Genomic DNA, 20,629 nt, shown 5'->3' with positions numbered 1-20,629 from the left:
TCTATGTAATCTTATCATGCAAAAATTATGGATATGGTGCGTCTTTATGGCACTGTCGGCGGTAACCAGCGCCCAGAACCCAGTCGATACCACATCTGTTCAGATCTTGGATGAGGTTGTTGTAAGTGACTCCAGATTCCCATTGAAACGGGAGCAGTCCGGTAAAACAGTCATCCGTCTTGGACCGGAAATTTTAAAATCCTATCAGGGGGCTTCAGTGGCCCAGGTGCTGAACCAGCAAACGGGAATTGAAATTTCAGGGAGTAGGGGAAGGCCAGGAGAAGTCCTTGGCGTTTTTATCCGGGGAGGAAGGGGTCGACAAGTCGTCGTGAGGATAGATGGCCTGAGGGTTTCTGATCCTTCCTCGGCCGCCAGGGAATACGACCTTCGCCTTTTACCAGTTGCAGGCATCGAGTCCATTGAGATTATCAAAGGAGCAACCAGCGTGCTCTATGGGGCGAATGCGGCTACAGCCGTTATTGATATCCGCACAAAATCTCCGGAGAAGAAACCTTTTTACGTAAATGCCCAGGGGAGTTTTGGGACTCAAAACACCCCTGAGGAATCCGATGCGGATCTCGGTGTATTCAATCACAGTGCCCAATTAGGGGGGAGTCAGGGGAAATGGGATTATCAGGCGGCGATTTCCCAGGACTATGCCAATGGATTGTCTTCCCTTGAAGTGGGTACGGAGCCCGATCCGTATTCAAACTGGTCTGCAGATATGAGGGTGGGGAATCAACTGTCGGAGAAATCCCGACTGGGGGTTTTTGCGAACCTGACCAATATGAAGGCCGATTACGACGATTCTTTTAATGGAACAGATGCCCCATTCCAGTACCGGACGTCTCAGAAGCGGGCCGGATTGCAGTGGCAGTGGAAAGATACCATTCAGGAATTTCAGCTGCTGGGGGCGTTTACAGATTTTGAATCCGAAAACCGCAGTGATTTCCCCGGAAGTTTTGATGGGAGCAACTGGACGGCAGACCTGACGTACAAGCGAAAATTCGGAGAGTATCTCAACGCGCTGGTGGGACTCAATATGATAAACGACAAGGCTACCCTGGAAAATGATGAGGAATTTACCATTGTTGACCCCTACCTGAATTTGGTTTGGACCGGTCCACATGGCCTCAATCTCAACGGCGGACTCCGTGTAAACATTCATTCCACATACGGTACCCTGGGCGTGTACCACTTAAATCCCTCTTATGCCTATAAATTCGAAAAGGGCTACCTAAAAGTCATGGGCTCCTGGGCTACGGCCTATATTACGCCTTCTCTGGCCCAATTGTATGGGGCTTTTGGTGCGAATCCCGAGCTCGAAGCCGAAAAAAACAGGACCCTGGAAGCAGGGCTGGAACTGAGTTTAAATACCGGAGTGCGAATCAGCGGGCTATTCTTCGACAGGCGGGAAGAGAATACCATCCTTTTCGACAATGCGGACTTTATCTATTTTAACGCGGGGGAACCCGTACGCGTTAAGGGTTTTGAAGGGGAATTGATATGGGAATGGACTGCAGGCGGCCGTGTCGGGCTCAATTATACCTTCACAGAGCCTGAAGGGGCAAATGCCATCCGTATTCCGAAACACAAGTTCAATGCCGTTGCACAGACTCCACTGGGAAAACGGTTTTCAGCCCTTGTTCGCTACAGTTATACCGGAACCCGTACGGACACGGATTTTACAACCTTTACCCAGGTTGAGTTGGAACCCTTTTCCCTTGTGGACTTGCGATTGGATTATGTGGTCATGCCCGGAAAACTCGATGCCTTTATCAGCGCATCGAACCTGTTGAATGAATCCTTTACGGAGGTCCTGGGCTTTCAGACCCCGGGACGTAACCTGATGATCGGGTGGTCCCTAAAACTATAAAAAAAGCCTCCCATCGGGAGGCTTTTTTTTTACTGACGGGCCTGAAGCAGGCGCTCGGGAAGTTGTATTTTCTTATCGAGTACCATATTGTCCTTCATAGGAAGGAATAGTTTGTTATGGGTAAAGGGCTCTGCCGGCATTGAAGGTGCGATAAACCGCTTGGCGGAGATTCCCGATATCTGCTGCAGTGCACGGGCGAGCAGCGGTTCATTCGGATCTCCAAGCACCCCAAGGTTTTCAAGGTCTTCCTGTAATTCGATATCCGGAGCAAATCCGTCTGTATAATCGAAGAACCCCACGGAATTTTTATTCCGGCCAACCAGGGGCTGGATTGCCCAGCTATTCTCGCTGTTGATATCTCCTTCCCGCTCCGGGGTATAGATAAAAGGAGCACCGGGCCTGCCCGGATCGTCCACCATTGTCAACGAAAATTCATTTTTCCCACGGGTTGTGGTACCGATCTTAATAACCGATATATACGGATCCAGGCCATTGATCACCAGTTCACTTGCTGAAGCTGTGCTCCGGGTTGTAAGAATATAGACCCTGTTGAGGTTAAGTGTATTGATAGGTACACCCGAAGCGACTGCACTGGCAAAAAAGTCCTTTAACGCATCCGGATCATCATCTGTAAACGCTTCCTGTATTTTGTCATTCCATTGTTGTTCCACATAGACCTGGTCCGTCTTTGTACCGTAGATCATACTCGAAAGCAGACGGGACGAATTCACAGACCCTCCGGAATTATACCTCAGGTCCAGAATGAGTTCCGTTACCCCTCTGGAAACGAAAAATCCAAAGGCATCATTGAGTTCGCGATCGAATTCATTGGTAAACCCATTGTACATTAAATACCCTACAGTCTCACCCCCAATATTCTCAAAAACCTCAGTGAGGTAAACGGGATCTTCCTGGAAATTATCTTCTTTGGTAAGGGTGACCTCCTTGCCGTTTGGAACTACGTCATTTCCCTGGATGTCTGCCATATTCAGGGTGTAGGTCGCATTGTCGCCAAAGAGTAGGTCCCGGTAGTTGTCCAATGTCATGGTAACTCCATTTACCCCTGTGAAGAGTTCTCCCCTCGAAATATCCTTGGTCGCGGCATCTGAATTTGGCAGGATATAGCGAACATAGCCAAAGATGTTTGAGCTCCCATCGAATTGAATTAACCCGAATTCCATTCCATTATTCCTGGAAATACCCGCCAAACTCTGGGTTAGTTCCGTATAATCGTCCCCGTAAAAACTGAAACGGTCATCTGCAAATCGAAGTTTGTTGTCAAAAAAAGCGGCCGGATCACTTTCTGAGGCCAGGAAGTCTGTGTATTCTCCAACAGTAGGGTAGATGTCATCTGCCAGATCGGGTACATCCCCCTGCCAGAAATACCAGAGGTTCATGGCCTGCCACATAAAATCCTGAACTACTACATCTGCATCCGGATCCGGATTGGGATTATCCGGCAGTCCAACTCCATTATCATCATTGCTGCATGCTACCAGCGCCAGGGCAATGAAAATATAGCGCAATTGCTTCATAGGTGTTTTTTATTACTTACGGCTCTACTCCGATCAAGGATCATTCCAAATCAGATTTCTTAGAACCAACTTTTTTTTTGCCGGACAAAAAAGCCGACAAAAGTCCTGTATATCGAACGTTTAAGGGAACAAAATTAGTGTCCTTGGGAGTCATAAAAAATTTTTTGTAACAAATTTATGATAGTTTCGTCTTCATGATGTAAACCGGAAACTAAAGGTGGAATCATCAATACAAAGCATAACAATGACACAGTCCGAGTTCCTTGAGATTGTTTTACCATTCAAGGACAAGCTTTACAGGCTTGCGAAGCGGTTGCTGGTTTCCTCGGAAGAAGCTGAAGATGCGACTCAGGAAGTGCTCATGAAGCTCTGGAGCGGAAAGAAAAAGATTTTAGGATATTCCAATGTTGAGGCCTTTGCCATGACAATGACACGAAATTTTTGCCTGGACCGGCTAAAATCGCGACAAGCGGGAAACTTAAAGTTGGTTCACAGCAATTTCTCAGACGGAGGATCTACCCTTCAGCAGCAGGTAGAAGCACGGGACAGCCTGGATTGGGTTTCCCGGATCATGAATGAACTTCCGGAACAACAGCGGATGGTACTCCAGCTCAAGGATGTGGAAGCTTATGATTATTCCGAAATCGAAAAGCTGATGGATATGAAGCCTACAGCGGTTCGGGTTACATTATCAAGGGCACGGAAAGCCGTGCGGGAAAAACTTTTAGAAAAACATCGCTATGGAATTGGATAGGATAAAAATCATTTTAGAGAAGTACTTCGAAGCGACCGCAACGGAAGCTGAAGAGCAAGAACTCAGGGACTATTTTTTAAGTGACGGGGTTTCCCCCGAACTGGAAATGTACAAACCGATGTTCGGGTACTTCTCCCAGGCCGGAAAAGAACGTTCTGCACGTGAGGTTCCATTAGAAACCAAAAGAAAAAGCTTTAGCTACAGGTGGATTTCCATCGCAGCAGTTCTTACGCTTATGTTCGGCTTGTATTTCGGGAAGCACGTCCGCGACCAGCGCGAAGCGGAATACGCCTATCAAGAAACCCGAAAGGCCTTTGGGCTGATCGCGCAAAACCTGGACAGGGGTACTGAAAAAGTAGCCTTTCTGGGAGAATTTGAACAAACAAAACAAAAGATTTTAAACCAAAATTAAAAAACGAAACATCATGAAAAAGTACATCGCTATCACCTTATTGTTGCTGACACCCCTGGCGGGTTTCTCACAGTCCATTTTCGATAAATACGAAGATATGGATGAGGTCAGTTCGGTAATCGTGAATAAGAATATGTTCGATCTGTTGATTAAAATGGATGTAGATGTAGATGACCCTGAAGCGCGTGAGTTTATGGATATTGCCCAGAGCCTGAGCGGCCTGAAGGTATTCGTCACCGAAGATAAAGGCGTCTCTGCAGACATGCAAACCACAGTGGACAAATACCTGCGCTCCGCTTCCCTGGAAGAACTGATGCGGGTTAAGGATAAGGATGCCAACGTAAAGTTTTATATCCGAAATGGTAAAGATGACGATCACGTAAGTGAACTCTTAATGTTTGTGACCGGTATCAAGGATATGGATGTAGAGATTAACGATCGGAGTATTGAGACGGTCCTGTTAACCTTAACAGGAGATATAGACCTGACCAAAATCGGATCCCTCACCCGGAAGATGAACCTGCCGGAGGAACTGGAAAAAGCCGAGAAGAAGAAGTCTAACAAGTAAAAACAAAAATCGGTCAGATGGGTTAGATGCCCATCTGACCGATTAAATATGATCAATCATGAGGTTAAATTCATTTTTTAAATCAATCCTGGGTAGTCTTGCCGTATTACTTATGGTGACGGGTTGCTCCACTACCCCGAGTCTTCAGCAGTACTATGTAAACAATTCGGAAAATCCGAATTTTCTGGCTTTGGATGTTCCTGCGAATATCCTGAATCTGGATGAGGCCGATTTGGACGAGACACAGGTGGAAGCCCTGAGATCCCTGAAGAAGTTGAATATCCTGGCATTCAGGAAAACTGAAGAGAACTCAGAAGCCTTTAAAGCCGAAAGGGCTACTGTAAATGAAATCCTGAAGGATTCGGATTTTAAGGAGCTGATGAAACTCAATTCCAAGTACGCCAAAGGGGTTATTAAATTTAAAGGTGAAGGCGACGCCATCGATGAGGTTGTAATCTATGGAACAAGCGAAGACAAAGGCTTTGCCCTGATCCGTGTTTTGGGTAATGACATGAACCCAGCCCACCTCATGAACCTTGTGAATGCCCTTGAAAATGCCGATTTGGATGGAAAGGGACTGGAAGGAATCGCAGATTTATTCAACGGCTGAGATTCCTATCAGAAGATCCTGTAATCCCGGGTTTCACAATGTGATCCCGGGATTTTTTATTGTGGTGCAATCTCCTTATTTTGGAACTCTTGTTCTAAAACCATCAACATGCAAATATCGGATAGTACAGCTTATAAAGAGGCCCAGGTCTGGGTAGAGAAGGGTATGGATTACGTCATTGAAAACGGTCCGAACGTCCTCTGGGCGATTCTCATATACATTGTTGGATCCTGGTTGATCAAAAAGATGGTTGGTGGGCTGAAACGGGTCATGCAGAAAAGCAAATACGATGAATCCCTGCAGCGTTTTTTGATGAATCTCATATCATGGCTGCTCAAGGTAATACTCATCATATTGGTCGTTTCACGTCTGGGCGTGGACATCACCATGTTTGCCGCCATATTTGCCGCCGCAGGTCTCGCCGTAGGATTGGCTTTACAGGGTTCCCTTTCGAATTTCGCAGGGGGTGTCCTGATCGCCATTTTCAAGCCCTACCGCATTGGTGATCTGATCAATGCCCAGGGTGAATTGGGTGTCGTAAAGGACATCGATATCTTCACGACCAAACTGGTTACCCCAGAGAACAAGCTCGCTATTGTCCCCAATGGCCCCATTGCCAATGGAAATATCATAAACTTCACCATTGAGGGTAAAATCCGGGTGGATATTGTAATCGGAGTCGGTTACGACGAGGACATTAAAAAAACCAAAGAGGTTTTGCTGGGCGTACTTACATCGAATCCCAAAGTACTCAAGGATCCTGCCCCATCAGTCAACGTGTTGGAGCTTGCCGATAGTTCCGTAAATTTTGCGGTGCGCCCTTTCTGCAAACCCGAAGATTACTGGGATGTTTATTTTGCCACCCAGGAGGGTTGTAAAATTGCCCTGGACGAAGCGGGAATCGAAATTCCGTATCCACACTCTGTGGAAATCCACAAGCAGGACTAATCGGGCAATGGCGGCATTAAATGCCCGTATAGTTTTCAGGCCGGATCGCTTTGAGCTCCCCTTTGAGGACCTCTGAAATCTCCAGGGTATCGATAAAGCGGGCAATGGACTGCTGTGTTATGGCCTCATTGGTACGCGTTAATCCTTTTAAGGCCTCATACGGATTTGGAAAACCTTCCCTCCTGAGGATTGTTTGAATGGCCTCAGCCACCACAGCCCAATTCGCTTCGAGGTCTTCCCGGATTTTGACCTCGTTTAAAAGGAGTTTGCCAAGCCCCTTGCGCGTGGATTGAAGCGCAATCAGGGTATGGGCAATCGGAACACCGATGTTCCGGAGTACGGTACTGTCTGTTAGGTCACGCTGCAAACGCGACAGGGGAAGCTTGGAGGATAAGTGTTCAAAAATAGCATTGGCGATGCCCAGGTTCCCCTCTGAGTTTTCAAAGTCGATGGGATTTACTTTGTGGGGCATTGCGGAGGAGCCAACTTCTCCTTTCCGGATTTTTTGTTTGAAATAGTCCATGGAGATATACGTCCACAGATCCCGGTTAAAATCAATGAGAATGGTATTGATGCGTTTCAGGTTGTCAAAAAAGGCAGCCAAATGATCGTAGTGCTCAATCTGGGTAGTGGGGAACGAATAATGAAGCCCGAGCCGACTTTCGACAAAAACAGTTCCGAAACTTTTCCAGTCAATAGCCGGGTATGCTACTTTGTGGGCATTGAAATTCCCGGTAGCACCTCCGAATTTAGCGGGAATCGCAACTTGCTCCAGGAGACGGAATTGCTCCCTGAGCCGCTGTGCAAACACTTCAAATTCCTTACCCAGACGCGTAGGGGAAGCCGGTTGCCCATGGGTTCTGGCCAGCATTGGAATATCCTTCCATTGGGTCGCCAAATCCTCGATGAGCGCCAACAGACTTTGGTATTCGGGGATATAAATCGCTTCAGTGGCCTCCTTTAACGAAAGTGGGATCGCCGTGTTGTTGATGTCCTGGGAGGTTAATCCGAAATGGATAAATTCCTTGTGCGCAGAGAGCCCAAGAGCGTCAAAACGTTTTTTGATAAAATACTCAACTGCTTTGACGTCGTGATTGGTCGTAGCTTCTATTTCCTTGACTTCTTCTGCCTGTTCGAGGGTAAAGTCCTGGTAAACAGACCTCAATTTTTCGTAGTCATCCGGACTAAAAGATTTTAATTCCGGAAGCGGCACTTCGCAAAGGGCAATGAAGTATTCGATTTCCACGCGTACCCGATACCGAATCAGGGCAGCCTCCGAAAAATAGGGCTCAAGGGATTGTACTTTTGCGTGGTATCGCCCGTCGATGGGGGAGATGGCCAATAACGTGTGGCTTGCCATAAGTGAAATTTAAGAAGGGCAAATATACTGAATCCTGAGCTATGGGAAAGCCTTTCGACAGGGTTCAGTTCTGGGTTCTAACTAAGCTTTTTCAGGATCTGGCGTGCCCGGGCTTTATAGGCTGGTGATCCGGTCTCATAATGCTGTTCCACCACAGCCTTAAGTTCTGGGTGAATCCACTCAAATTCCAGTCCGAGCAGGGCCAGGGCCTGCATGCTATAGGCCTGCGGCGCTACTTTATCCCCCTGGATCAGCCAATCAAAACAGGCAGCCGTTATGGCTTCCCGGTGGTTTTTGGTAAGGGGAGGAGGGTGGTTTTCAGATGGTTTATAATAGGAAAGTGTGAGTAATTCACAGATTTTTGCCATGGGCCGGATGGAGGAGGATTTGCGGAGTTCAGGCAAACCACTGAAGAACAGATCCAAATGAGGGTACAGCAGTTCGGGTCGCTTTTTGAAGGTGAATTCCAGGATCCAGCATGCCCTTGAACCCAAATCAGAATGCTCTTCCAGGGCAATTTCGAGCAAGGGGCGAAAAAGTTTTGGATTCCCGAGTATGCCATCTGCCATTTCACCTCTGCTTTTACGAGTTGCGTTCACATAATCCAGTTGGGTTTTTAATTGGGATTTCAATTCAGTTGAATTACTTTAGTCAAAAAATTTTCCATCATGAAATTAGGCAAAAAAATAGGATGGACCTTATTGATTTTGTTTATAGCGATCCAGTTTTATCGCCCTGAAAAAAACAACGCCCCAGCAACTGATCTGGACGCTTTTCTGGCAGAAACCAGTCCATCTGACGAGGTAGAAGCCGTTTTAAAGTCGAGTTGTTACGACTGCCACAGCAACACCACCAACTACCCCTGGTACAATCAGGTAGCACCTGTATCGTGGTGGCTGGCCGATCATATAGAAGACGGCAAAGAGCATTTGAACTTCGCGGCCTGGGAGCAGTACAGCAGTAAAAAGAAAGATCACAAGTTAGAAGAGGTTGTCGAAACGGTGGAGTCCGGTGAAATGCCATTGGATGAGTACACTTGGACGCATGAAGACGCCCGCCTGACCGATGCACAGAGGGAGGCGATTATCGCGTGGGCAAATAAGACTAGAGCAATATATCAAGTAGCTGATTTGCCAAAATAGGCAGGCCTTTTGCGGCTTTCTCCGCCAGGATTGTAAGGTGGTCCATATCTCCCTGTTTCAGACTCGGATTCGGGTCTACCAGATATAGGGGCACTCCGAATCTTTTATAGCCCAGCAGCCCGGCAGCCGGATATACTTGGAGGGAGGTGCCCACCACTAAAAGGATATCTGCTTGCATCACCAGATCCACGGCATTATCGAGTAGGGGAACGGCTTCTCCAAACCAGACAATATGGGGGCGCAGCGGAAACCCCTCCTGGCATCGATCTTCCGGATAAATGTCTTTTTCCCACCGGTAAACCTTTTGAGATGGGCCGGTGCTTCTGGCCTTCAGAAGTTCACCATGAAGGTGCATAACCCGGGTACTTCCTGCCCGTTCATGCAGGTCGTCCACATTCTGGGTTACGATATGAACCTCAAAATGTTTTTCAAGGGCCGCCAGGGTCTGATGTCCTGCATTGGGGACCACTTCGAAGAGTTGCTGTCTTCGCTTGTTGTAAAAATCGAGTACAAGCCCAGGATTTCTTTCGAAACCCTGGGGAGAGGCCACTTCCATCACATCGTGCCCTTCCCATAGACCTCCGCTATCGCGAAAGGTATCTATTCCGCTGTCTGCGCTCATACCCGCACCGCTGAGGACGACGAGTTTCTTCATGGAATTCATGTATGTTTTAGGTTAGTACAGGCTATACGCAGATTCCGGGTCTGAATTCTCAGAATTTGTGCTGAAGCCCGGAAATCATGTCACTGATTTGATGTTTTTGTTAAATTTAACTCAGGATAAAACGAATGGCAACAATTGATCGCGATTTATTGGATTATCTGGAAGATCGGATCACCCCGGAGCGGAAGGAGCGATTTTTAGAAATTCTGGCTTCGCGGACGCGTTTTCTGACTGTGGCCCTGGAAGATGTTTTTCAGATGCATAACGCCAGTGCGGTCATCCGATCGTGCGACGCGTTCGGTATACAGGAGGCACATTTGATAGAAGGCCGGTTCGGACAACGCCTGGATAAAAATATTGCCATGGGGGCCCAGCAATGGGTCGATATCCAAAGGCATAAAACAAGTCTCGATTGTATTGGTGAATTACGCGCAAAGGGATATCGCATTATTGCCACGGTACCCAGTGAAAACGCCATACCCCTCCAGGATTTTCTGTTGGAAACGCCAACCGCCCTGTTTTTTGGAACGGAGAAGGAAGGCCTGAGCCCTGAGGTTTTGAAGCAGGCCGATGCGGCCGTTTATATACCGATGTTCGGGTTCACGGAAAGCCTGAATGTTTCCGTCGCAGCTGCTATTCTATTACAACGCCTGAGGGAGCAGCTCAATGCATCTTCGCTGGATTGGAGGTTAAGCGAAAATGAAATGCTTGAAAAACGAATGGACTGGACGTGCAAAAGCATACACTCAGCTCCGCAAATCATTAATCGGTACTATACTGAAAAATCAGGCACCCGTAAAATATGAAGGGCCTGCCTTAAAGGCAAGCATTAGTATATCAAATTCCTGATGATAATAAATATATAGGTTATGAAAGAAAATGTAATCAGTTGGGTGGAAATCCCGGTCCTGGAAATGGCGCGCGCAAGGCGGTTTTACGAGAACGTATTTGGTTTTGAAATTGAGGTTCAGCAGTTTAACGACCTGCTTATGGGCTGGTTTCCATTTGCCGATGGAAAGCCCGGCGCTTCGGGTTCCCTTGTACAGCATGAAACAGGGTATACTCCCAGTGATTCCAAAGGTCCGGTCATATACTTTGCCTGTGAGGATTTACAGCAGGAACTGGACCGGGTAGCGGGGGCAGGCGGACAGATTTTACAACCGAAGACCCAGATTAGTGAGGCCATAGGATTTATGGGAGTTTTCCTGGATTCAGAAGGGAATCGCATTGCACTGCATTCCAGAAAGTAGAAGGCGAATAAAAGCTTAATTCATCCCTATTTTATTGGGATGGGGACCCCTTGTATTTTTTCTGTAATAATGGGGATTTCGATACCAATTATGAATCTCCATCTTTCGTAACTGATATCTGTGGAAATATTTCGGGGTTGTACGGACAGGGATTCCTCCGGAATGCGGGGAGCCGTACCTACTGTGATCTGCGAACGTGCATAGCTTGTCCCTACGATAATGTTTCCCCATGGCCTGTGCAAATCAAGGCCTGCGGCAAAATGCCAGAGGTCATCGATCAGGTTAATTTCATCTGTGCTCTGATTGACAAAATCAAACAGGTTGATGCTGCGCTTGGATGCGGAGAAATCCGTACTAAAACTGCCGATTACATTAATGGAAGGGGAGACATAGAATTCCCCGCCCATCCCGAAATTCAAAACGGGTCTGAGTTCTTCTTTGAATGGATTCTCCTCCAGGTCTTCAAGGGCATCATCGGGAATAGTGATCCGATCATATGCCCCAACTGAAGCATGCCAGTCCAGGTTGAAATGGAGTGTGTGGTTTTTCCAGGGATATCCAATACCGTAGGCAATACCAAGGGCAGTTTTTCTGCGATTTTCCAAATCGTCGTTGTTAAAATCCGTAATAAATCCATTTCCAGGGGCAGTACTACTGAGAGATTCCTTAAACCGGAAAGAAGCTTTTTTATAAACTGCAATTAGCGGAAGTGATACATTGACACCCATTTCAACCTTGGAGAGTGTCCAGGCGGCCCCGAGTCGAATTTGCGCTCCATAGGTTCGTTGTCTATAGTCAACCCGGTTGACATAAGTAATAACCTGGTCTTCCTCAGTCCGGGCATTTAGCAGGATATCCCCCCGCCCATCATTTGAATAGATACTCGCGAAAACCGAGGCACCAACACTTAAGGTTTCGGAAATTGGATAGGCCCATGTCAGCCCAAACCAGTCATCTCGTACGCGATCCTTAAAGTAGACGTCGGCGAGCTGCTCGGTGGCCAGAATAGCGTCTTCTTCATCCAGGTCTTCCCTCAGGCCCGAGTCGAAACCAAGATCTACTTCTGAACGCTGTCTGGAGAGTATCGAATAAGCGAATTTATGCCCTGGAAATTGTTTCAGATCGAAGGTTCCCGCAATGGTTGCTGGCAATCCACCGAATTTATTGGAGCTCAAACTTCGATTGGACTCGAGTACGTTATTGAAATCATACAACGACCATTGAAAGGCCTTACCACCAACGGTAAAGGATGGGTTTTCAATTAACCCCAGTCGTGCGGGATTATAGTAGGTAAGCCCCAGATCAGAAACGCTGCCGGTTACGTTTCCGTTCAGAAGTACGGACTGATTACCAAAATTCTCAAATTTGTAATTTCCTTCCTGTCCAACAGCAACGGATATATGAAATACGAGGATAAGATAAAAATACCTTAGCATTGGCCAATTAATGGATTAACAACTTAAAGATACGCTCAACCCTATCGGAAAACAAAGAAAGTAAGGATACTTTCACCGGGTTGGAAATTTCGCCTAAAAAATGGATTTAAATATCAAATAGTCCTTTCAAGAAATGAAGTATATTCCTTAATTATCCTGTATACCACATAGGGTCAAAAAAGCTTCTGAAAATGGGTTATAAGACGATCCGGGCCCTTAGGCTGTAAAGAAAGATAGAAGCTTGTTCCGGATTCAGAGCTGGGTTGATCATGTATTGGAGGTCCGGGGTCACTGCCACCTTGGACGAAAGTTGCAGCCTGTAGAACAATTCAAATGCAAACTGGTCATCGAGGCCGGTGCCAAATGTGGTTTCATTGACCTGCCCCCAGTTAAAGGCAAATCCAGCCAGGTGACTCCCGGGTAGCGGCTGGTACCCGATACCTGCCACAATAGAATGCTGCAGCAGGCTCCCGGCGTCCTTTGTATAAGCATACCGAAAGAAGGGGAGATAGGTTTCCTGGAGATACTTTGTGGCTGACAAGACGAGGCCCCAACCGTTTGGATCCCCGGTGGCTGAAGTGGCGTCCCGCTGCCAGAAGCTCACGTGGATATTGTCCAGTAGCATATAGTCCTTGGAAGAGGTAATTCCAATTTCCACATGTTTGAAGTATTCCTTTTTAGTGAAAAAGGCGTCAAACCCATTGAAGATGTCTGAGGGATCTGAGTTAATATCCCCAAAACCGGCAATCCCGTAAACCTTGTCGCTAATCCACCCACCCACAGAGAGTCCCAGATAGCCATCATTGGGTACATTCACTGCAGCAGCACCTGTCGAGAAGGCAAAATTTGTAAAATGCATCCAGGGACTGGCAAGGGCATAGACGTCAAAGAAATCCGTCACATCCAAAAATCCAGCGACTACCGCGAGCCGTCCTTTCATAAATCGCTGACGCCAGTACAGGTTGGTCGCCCTCCAGCCATCGTTGCTGAACGGGGGAGCGATAAAACCCACGTAACCCATGTCCAGACCGAGGCTTTTTGGAGGTATGTTACCATACTTGTGCCGATGTTCTACCTTAAAGATTAGCGCACCGCTATTCCCGCTCTTTCGTCCAACAAGGTCCCAGGAGCCGTAGAATTTCCAGATTCCGCTGCTCGCCTTACCCTGGCCCATATCTGCATTGGTGCCCACAAAAAGGCTGCTGTATTCTGTGGCAAAACCCAGGCCTGAACTTGTTTTGACACCCTCCTTAAAATCGAAGTATGGGGTGAGAAAAGGGAGTTCAAGAAGGGGTTTGGTGACTTTCTGGTCGAGTTCCAGTCGGTTGTCCACCTGATCGGCACTTCCCAGTTTGGGCAATGAGTCAGATTTTTTAGGCTGCTCCTGAGCATTTAGGGTCACCGAAGACCCGATCATTAGGGCCGGCAATAACAGTTTGTAAAGGTAGTGACTCAAATTCATAGAACTATATGCTGGCTGGTTTATTCTACTCCGTGATCAAAAACACTCTCGGGGAAATCAGGAACAAGCAATTCTTCTAAATAGGATTCTTTTTCAAGTGGGACCCATCGTCCCTTTTCTTCCACGGGATAGCGTATGGCCTGGCCCGGATAAACCCCTTCCTGTACCTTGGAATCATTCACCATAATTACCCCATTGACCAGGACGTAAGGGATACCGGTAGAGGGCAAACCGTTGGATTCTATTTTGTACCCGGCATTATCTGTTACCGTTTCCGGATTGAAGATTGTAATATCGGCTACCATGCCCTCCTGCATCCTTCCCCGTTTCCGCATGGCTTCCAACCCAGCATCTCCCAGGTGCTTGGCAGACCAATAGCTATTTTGGGCAATTAACTGCATCAGTGGGACCCCCAATTCGCGAGCTAATCTCAAAGTTTTCGCGTGCGAACCGGCCGTTTTGAGGTGCCCAACGTAAGCCTCGTAGGGATCTTCCCATCTCATGGGAAATCTGGCTAGTGTTAAAGGCTATTCTTGTATACCTTACCATCCTTTATAATCAACTTCAGGTTATCATCCGACTCCAGGACCTTGACATCTTTTGTAGGATCTTCTGACCAGATATTCAGATCTGCCCAAGCGCCTACTTCTATAACCCCCAGTTTAGCTTCTTTATAAGGATCCCTTCCGGGGCCGCTCATCGTCAGGACTTTACCTGGATTTGATGTGGCCATTTTCATGATTTCAAGATCTGTATAGCCAGTATCTGGTACTTCCTTGGCTGATACGATATTCTGACGGGCATAGATGACTTCATCTCCGAACATGTCCGAACCCAGAACTACTGTTACTCCATGTTTCCGCATTAGGGGTGGTACAAGTAAGGCTCCTTTGTTTACCGCTGTTCCTTTTTCTATCATATCTGGGGTAAACCATTCGGGGAAACCACCTGCAAAGAGTGTATAACTGCCGTAGGGTTGCCAGGACCAAAAAACCCCTTCGGTTTCGGACATCCTTTTAACTGTAGGCTCGGTGATCAGGAATCCATGTTCAAAAGACTTGACACCCGCATCCAAGGCCTGATTGTAAGACCTGTCATGATATGAGTGGACAGCAACATAACTTTCATATGCATTGGCAACTTCTACAATAGCCTTTAGTTCATCTATATTCATCTGGGTCATATTCAGTGGGTCGAAGGTGGAGGCTACACCACCACCAGCCATTACCTTAATGAAGTTGGCCCCATTCCTGAAATTCCATCGTGTTGCTTTAATGACTTCAGGAACACCATCCACAACGTGTGTGTTTCGAACCATAGTCTGGTAATTACCCTCTCCGGGGCCTTCATTACTTGGACCCCAATCACCATGGCCACCGGTTTGCGAAATAACCGGCCCTGCTGAATATATCCTGGGGCCTTGTAACTTACCTTCATTGACTAAGCGTGCAATGGAAAGTGAATTTCCGCCGATATCACGGATCGTAGTATATCCCATTTCCAAAAGCATTTCGGCCATCTTAATTGCCCGTGCCCCCTGCCCATAGGCGTCGTATTCATAAGTGCCTTCTGTAGTTCCTCCCCAGAGCATGATATGGGTATGCATATCGATTAACCCCGGAATTAAGGTGCCTCCTTGCCCATCAATAACGGTTGAACCCTTAGGGGCTTTAAGACCGGTTCTGATCTCCTTAAATTTGTTTCCCTCTATCAATACGTCGGCATCAATTGTTTTGTCACTGATTCCATCCCAGACTTTGACATTGGTGATAAGGATCTGATTTTCCTCTTTTTCTTGTCCAAAGCCGAGATTCAGAGCTAAAAATGCAAATGCCAGTGTTATTTTAATAGTTTTCATATCCATAAGTTCTTCAGTATATAGTTTCACAAGATCGTTAAAATGTAAAGGCTTCAAAAGACCCAAAAAGGACCAATTTTGGTCCTATCAGCAGCTTTTATAAGTATTTCTCGTCGAGAGATTATCAGACGAACAACTGGTTCGATAATTTCGATATTACCTCGTAACGGGACCCAACTTCCAATTTTTTATAGAGGTTTCCGGCATGGCGCTTGACGGTTTTCTCCGAGATATACAGTTTATCCCCAATTTCTTTGTTGGAATGATTCTGCAAAATCAATTCGAGTACTTGCTTTTCCCTTCCGGTCAGAATTGGCAAAGAAGGATTGTCGCCCAAAGGCCTGCGTTCATGGAGTTTCTCCCAAATGACCGGGAAATGCGATTGGCAGTACCCGCCCAACAAGGCGTAGCTCTGGTCATCAAATTCCAAGAATGGGCTGATCACCTGATATTGGCGCGCTAATTGCAAAGCGGCCTTCAGGTGAGTTTCTCCATGGTCTTCTTCACCTTTTAAAAAGTATAGTCGCGATTGCAAAACTTCAAGGTCGATCATAAAGCGTTTATTGCGGGTGTGATCCAGCAATTCTTCTATCCTTTGAATCTCCTCCTCGGCCTTATTTAAATTGTCTTTCGAAGGGGTTGAAAGGTAAACCTTCACTTTGGTGATATACGGGTTGAAGCTATTTGTGAAGGGGGTTAGGGGGATATCTCTAAAAATGTCCTTCCTTCCAGAGGCAGCCTTTAATTGACCCTTTCGCAACATTAACTCCAACTTTAAGGCTTCCAGATAAAGACTGAAGAGGGGGTGTTTTTGATTTTGCACAAAGTCCTCGAGCTCCCCAATGATTTCGTTTTCCAGCAATTCTCCACCTACTGGAATCTGACAAAGACAAAGTGAGGCCAGTCCCATAAAGTGGTGTGCGGCAATGGTGTTAAACCGTAATGATCGGAAGTCTAGAAGAAAATTCGTCGCCTTTATGTAGTTCCCAAGGGAATATTCAGCAATCCCTAAAAAATAAAGGCCGTTGGCTTCCGCTTCCGGAGAACTGTTGTTCTTCCCAATCCCGATAAGCACATGGGCTGTCCGTACAAGCTCCGGAATGTTACCATCAATCCAATAGATATAATTCAATATCATCAACTGATGGGAATTCACAAGGGGATCACCCGTACTCCTGAGTCCTTCGTTTACATAGGCCATAGCTTCTGCGGTACCTTCAGTTACTTGCAAGGAGCCTCCGAGAAAGATCCACGCAAACCCCCTGGCGTAGGCATGATTTTCCGGAAGGTTGGACAAAGCATACTCAGAAAGTTCCAGGCTTCTTTGGAAATCCTGAACGATATTGTATTGCCTGTAGGCCTCTAATACCGCCCACTCCGCCTTTATGGCTGGATCCGTAGAAGGGTTGTCCCAAATGTCGGGTCTGAGAGCAGAAGTAATTTCGAACATGGTAAACAGGTCCCCCTCGTAGGTAGCGAGCCATGCTTTGGATAATTGGAGTTCCCAATGCTGCCGAATTATGTCATTTGGAAACAACTTAAAGATGGATTGAAAAGCCCCCCAGTCGGTCTCTCTTAAGAAGGACCGCTTCAATTCCTCGAAAAGGGTAATAGCCCTTGAGGTATCACCGGCTCTGATATAATGATTTATGGCCGTTTCTGGAAAACCCTTTGAGGAGAACCAATCCCCACCCAGTTTATGCACTTGGTAAATTAATTTGGCATCCTTTTGTAACTGAAAATGGGCATAGAGATTCTCTCGAATGAGGTGATGATATCTGAAAGCATAGTTTCTGTCATCCAAGGGGATAACGAACAAGTCCCTCACGCGCAAGTGGTCGATGAGTTCCCGGGCGTCCCTGCCTTTTCCTCTTAGCTTCAACAGGAGAAAATCACCCAATTCATGGTTGAATTCATCGAATGCAGACATCCATAAACTGAACTCACCACTGATTGGGTTGGCCAGGGCGCTATATTCCAGCAATTCTCGAAAATAGGTGTTTTCAAGATTGTCAAGATTGATATTGAGGGTGCCTGAAGTCTTCTGTTTACTTGTAAGGAGCAGGCGTATTCCTACAGGCCAACCTTCGGTGATCTCCATAATACGGTCTGATTCGTCCTGACTGATACTCTGGCGCCTCCTGTGTATGAAATCCTGCAAGTCTTTTGTCTGGAAGAGCAAGTCGTGAGGATGGATTTCCCGAATCCAGCCTTTGGCCCGAAATCTTTTAAGGGGCCAAGGGGGATCGTGTCTGGAGAGCAAGAAGAGGTGAATGCGCTTTGGTGGGAACTTAAATGTTTCGAAAAGCAACTCATGGATATCCGTGTCCCGAATCTCATGAAGGTCATCCAGTACGACAATCAAATCCCGGGGAACCTCAGATAGGGCTTTATTGAAAGGGTTGATCAGGGCCCTGGCAGGTAATTTGTTTGGTGTTTTTAATATAGAAACCAGTGAAGTGCCAAAATCCGGATACTTATAGCGTACGGCATGGATAAAGGAACGTAAAAAAAGTTGCAGGGAATCATCTGAGGTATCCAGGGAAAACCAGACAGCCTCCCTGTTCTGAGTTTCCAGCCATGAACTGACCAGGGTGCTCTTTCCAAAACCGGCAGGGGCACTCACCATGGTGAGCGGGAGCCCTGCTCCCTGATCCAAGATCCCAAACAACTTCTCCCGATTCAGGCAATCGTGCCCGGTCGGAGGTTTGAAGAATTTACCAGGATTCAAGGACGCTTCATTAAGTGGGTGATGCCCCATTGTAGTAATTCACAAAATCTTTTCAAAAATAACGATTTTAAGGGGAGGTCTTTTCTAATGGTAATTCATGTTATATTTTGTCATTGTTGTTGGATTACAGAGTAAGGTATATTCTATTACCGAGACCCTTATAATAGACAGATTTAAGACACATGGAGAGCATTGAATTGCGGGGGATGGCTATGGTGATCGCGTCATTCCTTACCATGACGGAAATCCCTCCGAAATAAGAGGGTTGATAAATATTCTTAGTTTTAGGAGGGAATTGCACTCCTTTTACCACGATAGGTACACAAGTCTATTTTCAAAGCATAACCCTATTTTTATGACACGACCCAAATTTGCCCTTATACTGGTCTGTTGCCTCTCATATGTTTGGGGGGTCTCTCAGTCTGAAAAACGACCGAATGTAATTTTCATCATGTCGGACGACCATGCCTATCAGGCGATCAGTGCCTATACCGACAAGTTGATCGAGACCCCAAATATCGATCGGATTGCGGAGGAGGGAATGTTATTTACCAATGCTTGTGTTACCAATTCCATCTGCGCCCCCTCCCGAGCTGTGATTTTAACGGGAAAGCACAGCCACATCAATGGAAAAATTGACAATAGGTTTCCTTTTGACACAACAAACGTTACATTTCCTCAACTTTTTAAAGATGCGGGCTACCAGACGGCCATGTTTGGTAAACTTCACTTTGGCAACAATCCCAAAGGGGTAGATGATTTTATGATCCTTCCCGGCCAGGGCAATTATATCAACCCCGATTTTATAACCAAAGAGGGGGATACAACGATTACGGGATATGCCACCGATATTATTACGGATCTCACCCTTACTTGGCTGGAGGAAAAGCGAAATAAGGAACAACCCTTTATGCTTATGTACCTGCATAAGGCACCGCACAGGCCCTGGTGGCCCAGACCTGACAAATTCAAAGAATTCTCCCAAAAAACCTTTCCGGAACCAGAAACCCTCTTTGACGATTATGAGAATAGGGGAACGGCAGCCAAAACGGCGGAAATGAACCTCCTTCGGCACATGAAGTACAGTCATGACAGTAAGATCCGACCTGTTACATTGGAGGAGATGGGCGAAGTACTGCCAGATGTGCCTTCCTTTGAGTGGGGTTGGGAGGGCCCATATGATTCCCGTGTGAATGATGCTCAAAAGGCGCTTTACGAACCGGTGCTGGATTCCATCAATGAGTGGTTCCGGGCAAATTGGCCAGGAATGACCGAACGAGAGAAAATTAAATGGAAATACCAACGCTATATGCAGGACTACCTGGGGTGTATTTCTTCTGTGGATGATAATGTCGGGCGGCTTTTGGACTACTTAAAACAGAATGGGCTGGATGAGAATACCCTTATCATCTACACCTCTGACCAGGGCTTTTACCTCGGGGAGCACGGCTGGTACGACAAACGCTTTATCTATGACGAGTCCTTTAAAACTCCTTTGCTTGTAAAATGGCCTGGGGTCATCACTCCTGGAAGTGTCAGTGCGAAAATGGTTCAGAACCTCGACTTTGCCCCGACACTTCTAGAGGCGTGTCAGATTGCCATACCAAAGGATATGCAAGGAGAGAGCCTACTTCCCTTATTCTCGGGTAACCCCCAGGAGTTTAAAAGGGATGCGGTTTACTATCACTACTATGAATACCCGGCAGTTCACAGTGTTAAACGTCATTATGGTATCGTTACGGAGGACTATAAACTCGCGCATTTCTATTATGACGTGGACGAGTGGGAATTGTATGATCGAAACACCGATAAGAACGAATTAGTCAATCAGTACCAAAACCCGGACTACGAGGAGGTGGTCCAGGAATTAAAGCAAAAATTGGAGGCTTTGCGCAAGCAGTATGGTGATTCAGATGAACTTAACCAGCACTATATTGATTTGTATCGCCAGGCAGGAATAGATAAAAAGTAAAAAGATCAGGATTGTCCTGGAAGGAAAAAATGGAATCAATAGTCTATTTCC

At 46.6% G+C, this 20,629-nt stretch carries 19 protein-coding genes; 10 read left to right on the top strand and 9 right to left on the bottom strand.

The genetic code is table 11. The features are described from left to right. The first annotated feature begins 16 nt into the window (after positions 1-16). The gene (locus QU605_RS03730) at positions 17-1,876 is read left to right on the top strand and encodes a TonB-dependent receptor plug domain-containing protein (RefSeq protein WP_289723930.1); all 1,860 of its coding nucleotides are present in this window, start codon (positions 17-19) and stop codon (positions 1,874-1,876) included. A 29-nt stretch (positions 1,877-1,905) separates the two neighbouring features. Here the strand turns inward: QU605_RS03730 and QU605_RS03725 are convergent, their stop codons facing one another. Next, positions 1,906-3,411, bottom strand: coding sequence for a GFO_1087 family putative carboxy terminal peptidase (locus tag QU605_RS03725; RefSeq protein WP_289723929.1), 1,506 nt, complete (start codon positions 3,409-3,411; stop codon positions 1,906-1,908). 244 nt (positions 3,412-3,655) lie between these two features. Between QU605_RS03725 and QU605_RS03720 the strand changes: the two genes are divergently transcribed. The 5 genes from QU605_RS03720 to QU605_RS03700 all read left to right on the top strand — a co-directional run bounded on the left by QU605_RS03720 (position 3,656) and on the right by QU605_RS03700 (position 6,703). Next, positions 3,656-4,165 (top strand): GFO_1088 family ECF-type sigma factor, encoded by a 510-nt coding sequence (locus tag QU605_RS03720; protein ID WP_289723928.1) that lies wholly within the window; start codon positions 3,656-3,658, stop codon positions 4,163-4,165. Further along, positions 4,152-4,577 carry a PG0215 family putative anti-sigma factor gene (locus tag QU605_RS03715; protein ID WP_289723927.1) on the top strand — a complete coding sequence of 142 codons (426 nt, stop codon included), beginning with the start codon at positions 4,152-4,154 and terminating at the stop codon, positions 4,575-4,577. Before QU605_RS03720 ends, QU605_RS03715 begins: the two co-directional genes overlap by 14 nt. Positions 4,578-4,590: 13 nt before the next feature. After that, entirely contained in the window at positions 4,591-5,145 is a 555-nt protein-coding gene (locus QU605_RS03710; protein ID WP_289723926.1) for a GFO_1090 family protein, read from the top strand. A gap of 58 nt (positions 5,146-5,203) precedes the next feature. Beyond that, positions 5,204-5,755: a GFO_1091 family lipoprotein gene (locus tag QU605_RS03705; protein WP_289723925.1), complete on the top strand. Its 552-nt coding sequence runs from the start codon at positions 5,204-5,206 to the stop codon at positions 5,753-5,755. Positions 5,756-5,863: 108 nt separating this feature from the next. Continuing rightward, entirely contained in the window at positions 5,864-6,703 is an 840-nt protein-coding gene (locus tag QU605_RS03700; protein ID WP_289723924.1) for a mechanosensitive ion channel family protein, read from the top strand. 16 nt (positions 6,704-6,719) lie between these two features. Here the strand turns inward: QU605_RS03700 and purB are convergent, their stop codons facing one another. Both purB and QU605_RS03690 read right to left on the bottom strand, forming a co-directional pair. Continuing rightward, complete coding sequence (gene purB, locus QU605_RS03695) at positions 6,720-8,063, bottom strand: adenylosuccinate lyase (protein ID WP_289723923.1); 1,344 nt, start codon at positions 8,061-8,063, stop codon at positions 6,720-6,722. Between the two features lie 77 nt (positions 8,064-8,140). Then, positions 8,141-8,695, bottom strand: coding sequence for an adenylosuccinate lyase (locus QU605_RS03690; RefSeq protein WP_289723922.1), 555 nt, complete (start codon positions 8,693-8,695; stop codon positions 8,141-8,143). Positions 8,696-8,731: 36 nt separating this feature from the next. On the opposite strand from QU605_RS03690, the gene QU605_RS03685 reads away from it, so the two are divergent. Continuing rightward, positions 8,732-9,205, top strand: coding sequence for a heme-binding domain-containing protein (locus tag QU605_RS03685; RefSeq protein WP_289723921.1), 474 nt, complete (start codon positions 8,732-8,734; stop codon positions 9,203-9,205). Here QU605_RS03685 and QU605_RS03680 read toward each other — a convergent pair. Then, complete coding sequence (locus QU605_RS03680) at positions 9,168-9,860, bottom strand: SIR2 family NAD-dependent protein deacylase (protein WP_289723920.1); 693 nt, start codon at positions 9,858-9,860, stop codon at positions 9,168-9,170. The genes QU605_RS03685 and QU605_RS03680 overlap by 38 nt on opposite strands. Positions 9,861-9,994: 134 nt before the next feature. Between QU605_RS03680 and QU605_RS03675 the strand changes: the two genes are divergently transcribed. Then, positions 9,995-10,675, top strand: a complete 681-nt coding sequence (locus QU605_RS03675; protein WP_289723919.1) for a TrmH family RNA methyltransferase — start codon at positions 9,995-9,997, stop codon at positions 10,673-10,675. A 63-nt stretch (positions 10,676-10,738) separates the two neighbouring features. Then, on the top strand, positions 10,739-11,119 hold the full coding sequence (locus QU605_RS03670; protein ID WP_289723918.1) for a VOC family protein: 381 nt from the start codon (positions 10,739-10,741) through the stop codon (positions 11,117-11,119). A 26-nt stretch (positions 11,120-11,145) separates the two neighbouring features. On the opposite strand, the gene QU605_RS03665 is transcribed toward QU605_RS03670, so the two are convergent. The 5 genes from QU605_RS03665 to QU605_RS03645 all read right to left on the bottom strand — a co-directional run bounded on the left by QU605_RS03665 (position 11,146) and on the right by QU605_RS03645 (position 18,546). Then, complete coding sequence (locus QU605_RS03665) at positions 11,146-12,555, bottom strand: hypothetical protein (RefSeq protein WP_289723917.1); 1,410 nt, start codon at positions 12,553-12,555, stop codon at positions 11,146-11,148. Positions 12,556-12,751: 196 nt separating this feature from the next. Continuing rightward, positions 12,752-14,017, bottom strand: coding sequence for a carbohydrate porin (locus QU605_RS03660; protein WP_289723916.1), 1,266 nt, complete (start codon positions 14,015-14,017; stop codon positions 12,752-12,754). A gap of 20 nt (positions 14,018-14,037) precedes the next feature. Beyond that, complete coding sequence (locus QU605_RS03655) at positions 14,038-14,520, bottom strand: amidohydrolase family protein (RefSeq protein WP_289723915.1); 483 nt, start codon at positions 14,518-14,520, stop codon at positions 14,038-14,040. 17 nt (positions 14,521-14,537) lie between these two features. Next, positions 14,538-15,875 carry an amidohydrolase family protein gene (locus QU605_RS03650; RefSeq protein WP_289723914.1) on the bottom strand — a complete coding sequence of 446 codons (1,338 nt, stop codon included), beginning with the start codon at positions 15,873-15,875 and terminating at the stop codon, positions 14,538-14,540. Between the two features lie 124 nt (positions 15,876-15,999). Further along, a complete protein-coding gene (locus QU605_RS03645; protein WP_289723913.1) occupies positions 16,000-18,546 on the bottom strand; it encodes a LuxR C-terminal-related transcriptional regulator in 2,547 nt (848 codons plus the stop codon). 415 nt (positions 18,547-18,961) lie between these two features. On the opposite strand from QU605_RS03645, the gene QU605_RS03640 reads away from it, so the two are divergent. Next, the gene (locus tag QU605_RS03640; RefSeq protein WP_289723912.1) at positions 18,962-20,578 is read left to right on the top strand and encodes a sulfatase family protein; all 1,617 of its coding nucleotides are present in this window, start codon (positions 18,962-18,964) and stop codon (positions 20,576-20,578) included. Positions 20,579-20,629: the final 51 nt, after the last annotated feature.

The sequence above is a fragment of the Robiginitalea aurantiaca genome (assembly GCF_030380815.1).
GTDB lineage: Bacteria > Bacteroidota > Bacteroidia > Flavobacteriales > Flavobacteriaceae > Robiginitalea > Robiginitalea aurantiaca.
This window is presented reverse-complemented; position numbering and strand designations above follow the sequence as displayed.

What these genes read in the sequence shown, in the direction of transcription:
- QU605_RS03670 (WP_289723918.1), top strand. Translation starts at nt 10,739, where the DNA reads ATGAAAGAAAATGTAATCAGTTGGGTGGAAATCCCGGTCCTGGAAATG.
- QU605_RS03665 (WP_289723917.1), bottom strand. Translation starts at nt 12,555, where the DNA reads ATGCTAAGGTATTTTTATCTTATCCTCGTATTTCATATATCCGTTGCT.
- QU605_RS03725 (WP_289723929.1), bottom strand. Translation starts at nt 3,411, where the DNA reads ATGAAGCAATTGCGCTATATTTTCATTGCCCTGGCGCTGGTAGCATGC.
- QU605_RS03680 (WP_289723920.1), bottom strand. Translation starts at nt 9,860, where the DNA reads ATGAAGAAACTCGTCGTCCTCAGCGGTGCGGGTATGAGCGCAGACAGC.
- QU605_RS03685 (WP_289723921.1), top strand. Translation starts at nt 8,732, where the DNA reads ATGAAATTAGGCAAAAAAATAGGATGGACCTTATTGATTTTGTTTATA.
- QU605_RS03720 (WP_289723928.1), top strand. Translation starts at nt 3,656, where the DNA reads ATGACACAGTCCGAGTTCCTTGAGATTGTTTTACCATTCAAGGACAAG.
- QU605_RS03700 (WP_289723924.1), top strand. Translation starts at nt 5,864, where the DNA reads ATGCAAATATCGGATAGTACAGCTTATAAAGAGGCCCAGGTCTGGGTA.
- QU605_RS03660 (WP_289723916.1), bottom strand. Translation starts at nt 14,017, where the DNA reads ATGAATTTGAGTCACTACCTTTACAAACTGTTATTGCCGGCCCTAATG.
- QU605_RS03640 (WP_289723912.1), top strand. Translation starts at nt 18,962, where the DNA reads ATGACACGACCCAAATTTGCCCTTATACTGGTCTGTTGCCTCTCATAT.
- purB (WP_289723923.1), bottom strand. Translation starts at nt 8,063, where the DNA reads ATGGCAAGCCACACGTTATTGGCCATCTCCCCCATCGACGGGCGATAC.
- QU605_RS03655 (WP_289723915.1), bottom strand. Translation starts at nt 14,520, where the DNA reads ATGAGATGGGAAGATCCCTACGAGGCTTACGTTGGGCACCTCAAAACG.
- QU605_RS03710 (WP_289723926.1), top strand. Translation starts at nt 4,591, where the DNA reads ATGAAAAAGTACATCGCTATCACCTTATTGTTGCTGACACCCCTGGCG.
- QU605_RS03705 (WP_289723925.1), top strand. Translation starts at nt 5,204, where the DNA reads ATGAGGTTAAATTCATTTTTTAAATCAATCCTGGGTAGTCTTGCCGTA.
- QU605_RS03730 (WP_289723930.1), top strand. Translation starts at nt 17, where the DNA reads ATGCAAAAATTATGGATATGGTGCGTCTTTATGGCACTGTCGGCGGTA.
- QU605_RS03650 (WP_289723914.1), bottom strand. Translation starts at nt 15,875, where the DNA reads ATGAAAACTATTAAAATAACACTGGCATTTGCATTTTTAGCTCTGAAT.
- QU605_RS03675 (WP_289723919.1), top strand. Translation starts at nt 9,995, where the DNA reads ATGGCAACAATTGATCGCGATTTATTGGATTATCTGGAAGATCGGATC.
- QU605_RS03715 (WP_289723927.1), top strand. Translation starts at nt 4,152, where the DNA reads ATGGAATTGGATAGGATAAAAATCATTTTAGAGAAGTACTTCGAAGCG.